The organism is Rhodococcus sp. NPDC057014, from assembly GCF_042673295.1.
Taxonomy (GTDB): Bacteria; Actinomycetota; Actinomycetes; order Mycobacteriales; family Mycobacteriaceae; genus Rhodococcus_F.
On the sequence record NZ_JBHUSF010000351.1, the window covers coordinates 1 to 9,199 of the forward strand.

General features: G+C 67.3%; 13 protein-coding genes and 1 pseudogene. 3 read left to right on the plus strand and 11 right to left on the minus strand.

The features are described from left to right. A pseudogene (locus tag ACFTZB_RS38950) lies at window positions 1-219 on the plus strand (hypothetical protein); the annotation flags it as partial. Between the two features lie 475 nt (window positions 220-694). Here ACFTZB_RS38950 and ACFTZB_RS38955 read toward each other — a convergent pair. Beyond that, on the minus strand, window positions 695-1,015 hold the full coding sequence (locus tag ACFTZB_RS38955) for a hypothetical protein (RefSeq protein WP_378440259.1): 321 nt from the start codon (window positions 1,013-1,015) through the stop codon (window positions 695-697). A 282-nt stretch (window positions 1,016-1,297) separates the two neighbouring features. Between ACFTZB_RS38955 and ACFTZB_RS38960 the strand changes: the two genes are divergently transcribed. Beyond that, the gene (locus ACFTZB_RS38960; protein WP_378440261.1) at window positions 1,298-1,795 is read left to right on the plus strand and encodes an N-formylglutamate amidohydrolase; all 498 of its coding nucleotides are present in this window, start codon (window positions 1,298-1,300) and stop codon (window positions 1,793-1,795) included. A gap of 265 nt (window positions 1,796-2,060) precedes the next feature. On the opposite strand, the gene ACFTZB_RS38965 is transcribed toward ACFTZB_RS38960, so the two are convergent. The 7 genes from ACFTZB_RS38965 to ACFTZB_RS38995 all read right to left on the minus strand — a co-directional run bounded on the left by ACFTZB_RS38965 (window position 2,061) and on the right by ACFTZB_RS38995 (window position 6,839). Continuing rightward, window positions 2,061-2,276, minus strand: a complete 216-nt coding sequence (locus ACFTZB_RS38965) for a hypothetical protein (protein WP_378440263.1) — start codon at window positions 2,274-2,276, stop codon at window positions 2,061-2,063. Between the two features lie 435 nt (window positions 2,277-2,711). Next, window positions 2,712-2,957: a hypothetical protein gene (locus ACFTZB_RS38970; protein ID WP_378440265.1), complete on the minus strand. Its 246-nt coding sequence runs from the start codon at window positions 2,955-2,957 to the stop codon at window positions 2,712-2,714. Between the two features lie 317 nt (window positions 2,958-3,274). Then, entirely contained in the window at window positions 3,275-3,586 is a 312-nt protein-coding gene (locus ACFTZB_RS38975) for a hypothetical protein (RefSeq protein ID WP_378440266.1), read from the minus strand. Window positions 3,587-4,038: 452 nt separating this feature from the next. Beyond that, complete coding sequence (locus tag ACFTZB_RS38980; RefSeq protein WP_378440268.1) at window positions 4,039-4,776, minus strand: hypothetical protein; 738 nt, start codon at window positions 4,774-4,776, stop codon at window positions 4,039-4,041. Next, entirely contained in the window at window positions 4,773-5,624 is an 852-nt protein-coding gene (locus ACFTZB_RS38985; RefSeq protein WP_378440270.1) for an RAMP superfamily CRISPR-associated protein, read from the minus strand. The genes ACFTZB_RS38980 and ACFTZB_RS38985 overlap by 4 nt, the downstream gene beginning before the upstream one ends. Then, entirely contained in the window at window positions 5,621-6,055 is a 435-nt protein-coding gene (locus ACFTZB_RS38990; RefSeq protein WP_378440282.1) for a hypothetical protein, read from the minus strand. The genes ACFTZB_RS38985 and ACFTZB_RS38990 overlap by 4 nt, the downstream gene beginning before the upstream one ends. 133 nt (window positions 6,056-6,188) lie before the next feature. Beyond that, on the minus strand, window positions 6,189-6,839 hold the full coding sequence (locus ACFTZB_RS38995; protein WP_378440272.1) for a hypothetical protein: 651 nt from the start codon (window positions 6,837-6,839) through the stop codon (window positions 6,189-6,191). 23 nt (window positions 6,840-6,862) lie between these two features. Between ACFTZB_RS38995 and ACFTZB_RS39000 the strand changes: the two genes are divergently transcribed. After that, complete coding sequence (locus tag ACFTZB_RS39000; protein ID WP_378440274.1) at window positions 6,863-7,660, plus strand: phosphoadenosine phosphosulfate reductase family protein; 798 nt, start codon at window positions 6,863-6,865, stop codon at window positions 7,658-7,660. A gap of 87 nt (window positions 7,661-7,747) precedes the next feature. Here the strand turns inward: ACFTZB_RS39000 and ACFTZB_RS39005 are convergent, their stop codons facing one another. Genes ACFTZB_RS39005 through ACFTZB_RS39015 form a run of 3 tightly spaced genes read right to left on the minus strand, consistent with a single transcriptional unit; the run spans window position 7,748 to window position 9,045 of the window. Then, complete coding sequence (locus tag ACFTZB_RS39005; protein WP_378440276.1) at window positions 7,748-7,882, minus strand: hypothetical protein; 135 nt, start codon at window positions 7,880-7,882, stop codon at window positions 7,748-7,750. Between the two features lie 60 nt (window positions 7,883-7,942). Next, window positions 7,943-8,161 carry a hypothetical protein gene (locus ACFTZB_RS39010; RefSeq protein WP_378440278.1) on the minus strand — a complete coding sequence of 73 codons (219 nt, stop codon included), beginning with the start codon at window positions 8,159-8,161 and terminating at the stop codon, window positions 7,943-7,945. Then, the gene (locus ACFTZB_RS39015; RefSeq protein ID WP_378440280.1) at window positions 8,161-9,045 is read right to left on the minus strand and encodes a hypothetical protein; all 885 of its coding nucleotides are present in this window, start codon (window positions 9,043-9,045) and stop codon (window positions 8,161-8,163) included. The genes ACFTZB_RS39010 and ACFTZB_RS39015 overlap by 1 nt, the downstream gene beginning before the upstream one ends. Window positions 9,046-9,199: the final 154 nt, after the last annotated feature.

Genomic DNA, 9,199 nt, shown 5'->3' on the forward strand with positions numbered 1-9,199 from the left:
GAAGGGTGGCGGGACATGGCGGCCTTCGCCCAGCGGCAGCATGATTCGGGGCTACGGGAGCGGCTGGAGTGGGCGATCGAGGGCAAGGGTGCGTTTCACCGGTTCCGGGACCTCGTCCATCAGGAGGGCCTCGCCGACCAGTGGTACGCCTTCTCCACCGACCGCCAGCTGGGTCGTGCCCGCGAGTTCCTCGCCGACCAGGGCATCCGCGTGGGCTGACCATCAGCCCACACCGGGCCCGCCACGGGCGTCACCAACCCCATCCGCTCACGCGATGGCGTCCCGATCGCCCGTCGCGGCACAGCACCTGGGACGGCCCGCCTCGCGTCGTGACGACTGCAGTGCCAGGGAATGGAGACAGAAATCGCGGTGACCATGCCCGGAGACACGTGACACGTCCGCGGGTAGCCGCACCGCACAATGCCACCGGCACAGACCTTGACGGCACGATCAGCGGGGATGCCGGAGGTGACCTCGCCGGGCCGCGGGACCGCGGCCGCCGACGGGCGGCGTGCAGGCGAGATGTCCGGGCATTGGGGTGCCCCGACGTCGGGGGGTGACGCCGGGGCGGGGGGTTCCGAGAATCGAATTGGGGGGAGGATTCCCGGAACTGCGCACAGAGTACACACCGCGACCGACATGACATCGCGCGAATACGGCCTTGCGGTCAGGCCGACGCGGGTGGGGTCCACACTTATTCGCGCATCCCGTCGGCGAGCTCGAGGACTCGCCCCAGGTACCGCGTCCTGAAGGCATCGAGCGCACGCCGCGACAACCCGGGGTAGCCGGCCTTGCGGAAATAGTGCTCGAGATCGACGAGCTGGGTACCGATACACACGCGCTGCTCATCCAGAGTCACCAGCTCGCCCACCAAGCGATCGAGTTCATCAGCCTTGCTCATCACACTGTCCATCGGTCTCACCTCGACACTGAAGTTGGCGCGGGGCGGATGCTTCCCGAGGCGCTTGGCCTCCACCCGCCCCGCCATGGAGAGCGTAACACGTACTTCGAACATGTGTTCGAGTAGTAGCTGTCGGTCCTCGGTTGCAGCCAGGTTCGGGGTGAAGGCCGCATAGCCGCTCGAGGTCCCCCTCCCTCGCGGAGCCCCGACGGATCGGTGGTCTCGGCGACACTCAGCGGCAAGCCTTGATCCCGGCCGCGGCCGCCTACCCGGCCCGAGAATCAGCGCAGCGCACACACCGATTGTGGACATTCGTGTCCACGAGCACGTGCTGTTGCCGCCGTGCGGGTGATCGCCCGGAACTCCGTGAACGGGTGAACCCGTAGCCTTTTGCTGGTGTCCGCTCCCTCCGACAACATCCCCCACGACCACCAGGCGCTGCCGTTACTGACCACACTGGTGCCATCGGCGCACCCGCATATCATCACCACCCCGGCCCGGACCGGCACCAATGTCGAACTGCGGATCTGCACATCGCTCGCGATGTTCGAGGTCGCGGCCGAGCAGTGGGCGCCGGCGGTCTCGGGGTTCGTGGTCACCGTGCTCATACACATCGTCGACGCCGCAACGGGCCTGCCGCGGCATCTGCCCACCGCCGAACCGAACGAGTGGGCGCGGGCGATCTTCGCCGGCATCGACGCCGCGCAGGGGTATTTCCTCGGCGCCGTCGACCCGGACACCAGCGAGCACCGGGACGGGCAGCTGGCGTACCGGCTCTACCTCGACACCGACCGGCAGGCGATCCGAGTGCCCCACCAAATCGTCGGCTGTCCGCACTACCGGATGCGCACCGGTGACGGCGATCCCGAGATTCGGATCGTCACCACTGCCTGACCTCACGACTGGTGCTGATCATGCAGCTGGTCAACGGCAGGAACGGTCCCTGCGGATGGGCTTCCTCCGGGGATGCCGTCCGATGGTGGCCCGCCGGCGGACTCCCTCCGAGGCTAAATGTCGGAGGGAGGATCTACTGTGACTGTCGCGACGAGCAACAGGTCGCCACCCACTGCCCAGACCGGTGATCCGTCACCGTCCTGATCTGCGGGGCTTCCGTGGATCGGTGGGTGGCGACCTGTTCCTCATGGTCCATGCCCCACCTCTAACGCGAACTCAGCTGCCTGCGCAAAGAGGCTGTCTCGTCTCGGATCTCCTCCGGCGAGCGCACCAGCTGCCCCAAAGGCTTGACGCCGCGAGAACACGACCGGATGCCGTCGACGTGAAATTCCTTCATGACCTCGGCCCGCTCGAGCAACGCCTCGATGTAGTCCTCGCGCCGGTCACCGGTCAGCGCCGCCACCAGCGCCTCGTCGATCAACCGCTCATCGCGCTCCGCGGACGATTCCCCTCGTGCGGATCGTCCGGGCCGACGAAACCAAGCAAACATGAACTCCCCCTACCTGTGTGCCGACACGCTAACGCATCACCGCAACCCGGCGGCGGGCGAGGATGACAGGCAGTCGCGAACATACTGTCGATACGCTTCAGTCACCTTAATCTTGTGCACTCCTCCGTTGCATTTCGCGCATCAATGTCGCCCGGATCTGAGAGCTTGCCGGCTCTGACCAGTTGGACGGTGGCCGCCCTGATGCGCACCGATGCGTGGTTGTCGGTGAGGAACGCGCGCACACCCTCGCGGGCGGCCGGTTTGCCGGCGGGAGGACCCCGTCCTCGGCCGTGATCCGGACAAACCAACCGGCGGTCACGCCCGTCCTGGACGGACGGCGGGTGATCTGTGAAAACGGCGCTTCGGCTATCGCAATTCCGTCAGCTTCGACCGCGACAGCGTGAGTGCTGCGGCACCCCCGAGTAGGAGAATGACCGCCGGACCGCCCACCACCAACCTCGCCGTGAACGACCCTTCCAGGTTCAGCACGAAGAGCGCCGCAATGCCCCCGACGACGAGCAGCAACGCCGCCCCGATCAGGACGCGCGCCGAGGTCATGAAGAAACGCAGGGCCGGAATGTTGATCCGTCCCATCGGGTCATGGTCGTACATGGAATCCCCCACCTTTTGTCGTTGCGTGTCAAAGCATCCTATTAACAACAGGAGCGTGCGCGCCACAACCGCCACAGGCGGGTCCCAGGCTGGGTAACCCACAATCGGCAGCGGCCGCAGTGGACGAGTTGCACCGTGGCCGCGCACTCGGACACACTCCATTCCCACCTGGATGAAGCCAGCCGGTCTGTCGGCTCGCTCTGATGGAAGTCCGCGTCACGGACACGGATCAGCGGCTGGACCAGGCAATCGGCTGGCCACGGACCCGGGTCCCGAGAAACCGCCGAGACGTGTCCACCGAGCGTAGGCGTGGGGGTTCAGCCATCGGACTCCACCAGTAGGCGTTCGCGGTCGTACTGCTTGCACCGTGCGACAGCCGCGTTCGCTGCCTCATCGGAGCCCCACACATAGGCGAAGAATTCTCGGTCCGTGCGACAGAGGTCATCGATACGGGAGTCGATCGCTGCCGCGTATTGCATGAACGGCACCCGGGCGTGGGTATTGACCGTCTTCTTGCTCATGCCAAGCAGTTTCGCCACCTCCGACTGGGAAAACCCCCGAAGCAGTGCGTCCTTGACGAGCGCCTGATCGACGTAATTTTCGGCAAGAAATCGCAGATGCTGTACCACTCGCTGAGCGTCACGGCGTCGGGTTGCGAGGTCACTTCCGTCAGGGCTGCGCATGCACCCGAATATGCCGGTACCCGGCATGTACCGCAACGGTGCGTGTTCGTTCACTCACGCATTCCGGTGTGGTCCACGATGGTTGCCGAGGTCGCAGACCTGGGGAACCGGGACGTGAACAACACCGCCGTCCTGCTTTGACTCACCCGAGGAATTCGCCTCGCCTGCGAACAATCTCGGTAGAGTGGCGAGTCGTATCCCGGAATGTGTCAAGTCTCGACCCGACGGGATACGGCTCGCACCTTCTACGCTAAACCCTCTCCGAACCCGCCTCAATGGCCATTCCGGGGAGGGGGTTTCTTGCCGCCACAGGGCGCCCCGTGCCGGTGAGTACCGTTTCGCATCGGTGAGGGGCCGGGTGGGAAGGTCGGGGCCCCATGTCTTTTCCCGGAAGTTGGTCAGGTCGCTGGGAGCAGCACCGGTGTGCGACGGGAGGGGTGCATGTAGGGCGGCCGCAAACCCATCCGCCCCTCCCCACCGGTCGGCACGTGCCCGTGCTCGGGGAGGCAGGTCGCGGGTGCGGTGCGGCCGAGTGTGCCGTCGGGGTGCAGGTGCGCGAACTCCCACGGGTCGGAGGCCGGGTGTTCGGTGATCTCCCAGGACAGGATGTGGCCGTGTCCGGCGCCCCGTTTCTTCCCGATCGAGACGATGGGCGTCAGCAGCTCGGCGACCGCGGCCGGGTGTCCGACCGCCCGCCAGACCAGGTGCCGGCAGACCGTGAGCGGGAGCGGCATGACGCGGGAGCGGTAGCGGCCCTGCCGTTCGGACACCAACGCAGGCAGTTGATCCGCCATCTGGCCCAGGGCCTGCTGATCCGGGCGGGCGGACCAGTACTGCACGTGCGGGCCCGGGACCTCGTCCTCCGGCCAGGCGAATGTCGCCGCCCAATGCCACCGGTCGGCGCCGTCGCCGGGGCAGCGCGCCAGCGGCAGGTCCAGATCCTCCGGCACGATGTCGAGACTGTACGGCTCGTAGTCGGTTCCGGATGCCCGGGCGGCGGCCTTGGTGTTCTCCCGGATCTCCGAGGCGAGGAGCCCGTCCAGGCTGATCCCCCACGGCACCGCGTGCGCAACCCCGGCGGCCATTCGGGCCCGGACGATCAGTGGCACCATCCCCGCAGCGATCGGCAGGGTCATGCGGGGAGCGAGAGCAGCATGTGAAGGGCCTCATCGCGCCGTGCGGCGACGATCTCCCGCCAATCGACCACCGGAGCACCGCCAGAGGGTGGGTCGAGGGTGGTGGCGATCTGGCCGTGGCCGATCCCGGTCCGCCCGCCCAGCCAGCCCGATCGAGTGAACTCGGCCAGTACATCGGCGGTGAAGGCGTGGTCGAGGTCGGATCCGCGGACCAGCTGTACCCACGATTCGAAGCGGGTTCCCGGCGCCAGCGTTTCGATGTCGTATCGCATCACCGGCGACCCCGACCCACCCGCCCCGGCTGTGAGGTCGACGGCGGTGCCGGCATGGCCGGTGGTGACGTCGTCGAGGTGGGAGTAGGACTCGAGAGCCTCGATATCGAACCGGGACGGGATCGGACCTTCGTAGGTACGGCGCAGGATCGGGGTGGCTTCGGTGACGATCGGCACCACGTGGCCGACGCGTAGGCAGCCATCGATCGGGGCCGCGCCGATGGCGCCGCCGAACACGCTCAGCTGCGGGATCAGTTCCCGAAGTTGGTGCAGGCGGCGGCCGGTGATCGGCTCCGCCTGGGTTTTCACGATCGCGCCGCCGTTGCGGAGGGTGTGTGCGACCGCCAGCGGGAGCTGGCCCTCGTAGCCGAGGACGTCGCGCAGCAGTTCTTCGCCGATCCGGCGCAGTACGCCGCGGAAGGAGTTGCCGGAGATGACCGGGACCAGCTCCACCGCCCCGTCGGCTTGGAGAATTTTCATGCGCCGGCCGATCGCGGTGGTGCCGATCAGCTCCCCGCGGTGCGAGATCGGGGATTTCGCGGTCATCTCGATCTCCCACACCCGCGAGACGGTCACGATGCCAACCCGTGGTCGGTGCGGGCGCCGCGGACCGCGTCGGCCACGATCCGGGTCCGCAACGTCAGCGCGGTGGTTTGATCGCGCATCACCTGCAGCACCGGCCGCGGCTCGCTCGTGAGGAGCATGGCCAGTTCGGAGCGTTGTTCGTCGGTGCGCGGGGCGGAGCCGAGCCGGGCGGCGGAGGCGGTCCACCACTGGTGCAGGTTGATGCTGTTGTAGGTGGCCAACCGGACCCGGGTGGGCAGCAGGGTGTCCCAGTAGTCGCCGCGGCGGGCGGCCACCCAGTTGCGGTCGGACCAGTCGATCCCGTAGTGCAGCAACAACACCAACCGCTCCGCCACCTGCGAGGCGGGGTCGGTCAGCCCGGGTAGCTGTGGAACCGCGGCCAGCCAGCGGTCGGTCACTGACAGTGCGTTCTCCCCCGACATAGTCATCACCGCAATGCTAGAGAAGGAACGGGGTTTTCTCGAGTCGAGAGCTCATCGGTTCGCCGCCGAAACGGTCCGACGACATTCATCGGCTGATGGTTTGGCGAGGTCACGGTGCCGGAGTGTGCTGGTGCTATCGGGTGGCGCGGAGGCCGACTTCCCACCACGGGTCCGCGTGCCGCCACGGCGCCAACAGGTTCCAGTCGTCGAAGACCTGTGGCCAGCGATCGGCGGGGAGGCGGTGCAGCACGGAGTAGGTGGGGGCGTTGTTGCGGAGCATGGTTTCGGTGAAGCCGTGGCCTCGGAGCCGGGACATCACCACCAGCCGAGCGGCGTCGTGGTCCTGCCAGGTGAGGTGGGTGTCGTCGATCGTGACGGCGCCCCAGATCGCATCGGGTATCAGGTGTTTGCGGCCGGGTCGCAGCGGCACGATCACCGCGGTGTCCGCGCCGAGGGTGGTGGAGAGCACCTGGTGTAGCAGTGCTGGGGTTGCCGGCCTCAGTGTGGCGGGATCGCGGGTGACGATATGCGCGGCGGAGCGCAACGTCCGGTCTCGGTATGCCCACGCGCACACCTGACACAGTTTCCGGGCGGCCAGGTTCGTCCAGGACTCGAAGCCGGTGAACCGCCGAGAGATCACCTGCCCGACCGGGAACATCACCGGTGTGGTGTGGCCGCAGCGCGCGCACCCCGCCGTTCGGTCGTCGGGCGTTGCCGCGTCGACGGGCCCGACGGCGGCGGTGTAGGCGGCCCAGACGACATCGGTGTCGGCGGCGAGGGTCATGGCGGCACCGTAACCTGCCAAGTGTGGTGGATGCAGCCGGCCCCGGCCTGGACCTGAGCGTGCTCCGTGGTTTGCGGGCGCCGTCGACAAAGGCCGGTCCGGGCGCCATCGACGGCATCCTCAGGCGGATCGAGGCGCACCTGACCGCGCATGACGGGTACGTCGCGTTCTCCGGCGGCAAGGACTCGCTCGTCGTTCTCGACCTGGCCCGCCGGGTCGATCCGGATGTGCCGGTGGTGTTCTTCGATTCCGGTCTCGATTACCCCGAAACCTACGACTACCTCACCGAACTCGCCCACACTTGGCGGCTGGATCTGCACCGTATCCGTACTGATCCGCCGCTGCTCGCTGTCCTCGCCGACTCCGGGTTGTGGGACCACCACGCGCCGACCGCCGCCGCGTTCGTGGATCTGCACCAGGTGCTGATCACCGAACCCGCCCGCCGCGCCCATCAGGTCCTCGGGCCGGGTGAGTTGTGGGGTGTGCGGGCCGACGAATCGACCGCCCGCCGCCTGCTCTACACCCGCAAGGGTCTCCGTGACGGGGTCATCGTCCGCGCGGACGGCACCACGGCGTATGGGCCGATCTGGAACTGGGCCACCACCGACGTGTGGGCGCACATCTCCCGACACCGATTGCCGGTCAACCCCGTCTACACCAGGCTCCGAGAGCTCGGTGTGCCCGAACACCAGCACCGGCTGTCACACCTGATCGACGGCGGTCACCTCGACCGCGGCCGGCTGACCTGGCTGCGGCGCGGCTGGCCCACCCTCTTCGAGCAGATTGCCGATACGCTGCCTCGCATTCGGCAGTTGACCTGACGGCTGCATCACTGCGAACAACGTCGGTGATGCCGGAGTACGTCGGCCACGGACGGTGCCTCGTACGTGACTGCGCCGCCGATGGTTTCACCCACGGCATGTCGCGCTGGTGAACTCGAGTAGGAAACCGAGATGATCGAGTGCCTCGGCCGGGGTGACCGCCCAGCACGTCGACGGCGTCGCCCGCGACAGCCGATCCATGAGGTCCCCGGGTCCCGTCACTGCTGTACTACCTGAGGTAGTGTCTCGTCTACTGCGGTTGCACAGGATGAGCCGGAGGCGTCACCCCTGCTGGGGGTTGGTGTCTCCGGTCTTTTCTTTCTTCTCCCGTGTCCGTTTCTCGGCGCTCAGGCGCATTTTCAGCTCGCGGCGGGCGCGCTGCTTCGGTGTCTCCTCCGGCTCGGGCTTGTCGTCGACGGGCCGGTATTGTGCGCGTCCCAGCTTGATGTCCGGGTGCATGATCAGTTCGGGGCGGCCCTTGCCGTCGGTGAACAGTCCCATCACAACTCCTTCTCGTCGGTGATGTCTTTCAGTTGCACGATCATCTGCTCGCCGATCGATCCATCCGGGCGGCGGTAACGTCCCGGGCCGGAGGAGATCACCTCGAACCGCATCCCGCGCGGCAGCAGGTGCGCGGTGTCGTCGACCGTGTCGGAGCGGCCCAGGTACATGCCCCGGCCGGTGTCGATCTCGAACACAACGTCCCGTTCGGTCAGTGTCTGATCGAGTTCGTGCAGGGCATGCGCCGCGCCGGTGTACCGGTCGAATTCGAGGCGGGAGCCGGGTTGCAGGGTCGACGGCAGGTTCGCCGCCTCCTGCGGTGTCGTGTGCGGGAGGCGGACTGCGGCGTAGAGGATGTGGCCGCGGTCGTTGAACCGTTCCGCGGTCTGAATCGCGCGATCGACACGCTGGACCTGGGAGCGCATCGTCTCCTCCAACTGCTGGGCGTCGCCCCGCCCGCGTGAGAGCGCGCCGCCGACCTCGTCCCACCGGTCGGGGTCGGTGATCAGGTTCTGCACCGCGGTGTACCCGACCTTCGGAAGCTGGGTTTGTGCCCGGTTCTTGTTCACCGACCGGGCCTTGCGTTGCCGCGAACTCGGTGGCTGGCGAATCGAATCCGGGATCGGCAGCTCCCGGCGTTTCCGCTCGGAGACCTCCGGAACCGTGGTCCGAGGGAAGGCTCGTTCGAGGTCCTTGCGGGCGCGGGTGAATGCGGCGTCCTCGACCATCCGGTCCAGTTCCCGGGCCCCGTCGCGGTCGGCGGCACGATTCTCATAGTTTGCTGCCGTGCGGTAGCCGGCGGGCTTGGCGGCCGGGGTGGTGCTGATGCCGGCCTCGGGGTCCAGGCGAGTGTCCCTGGTGTCGGGACTGATGCTGTATGCCACCCGTCGCCTCCCCGCTCGGATTTCACCCCGTGGATACGACGAAGCGTGGCAGACGGGCCTTAGAGCGTGTCTCATGTGGATGAAGTGACGTGTGGGACATAATGTGACGCGTGGTAGATGAGTTGTCACTGAGGCTGGTTCCGGATGCGTTGTG

Bases quoted from the DNA above. Each gene is read 5' to 3' on its own strand.
- ACFTZB_RS39010 (WP_378440278.1), bottom strand. From the start codon at position 8,161: ATGGGACTGTTCACCGACGGCAAGGGCCGCCCCGAACTGATCATGCAC.
- ACFTZB_RS38995 (WP_378440272.1), bottom strand. From the start codon at position 6,839: ATGACCCTCGCCGCCGACACCGATGTCGTCTGGGCCGCCTACACCGCC.
- ACFTZB_RS38955 (WP_378440259.1), bottom strand. From the start codon at position 1,015: ATGTTCGAAGTACGTGTTACGCTCTCCATGGCGGGGCGGGTGGAGGCC.
- ACFTZB_RS38970 (WP_378440265.1), bottom strand. From the start codon at position 2,957: ATGTACGACCATGACCCGATGGGACGGATCAACATTCCGGCCCTGCGT.
- ACFTZB_RS38980 (WP_378440268.1), bottom strand. From the start codon at position 4,776: ATGACCCTGCCGATCGCTGCGGGGATGGTGCCACTGATCGTCCGGGCC.
- ACFTZB_RS38990 (WP_378440282.1), bottom strand. From the start codon at position 6,055: ATGTCGGGGGAGAACGCACTGTCAGTGACCGACCGCTGGCTGGCCGCG.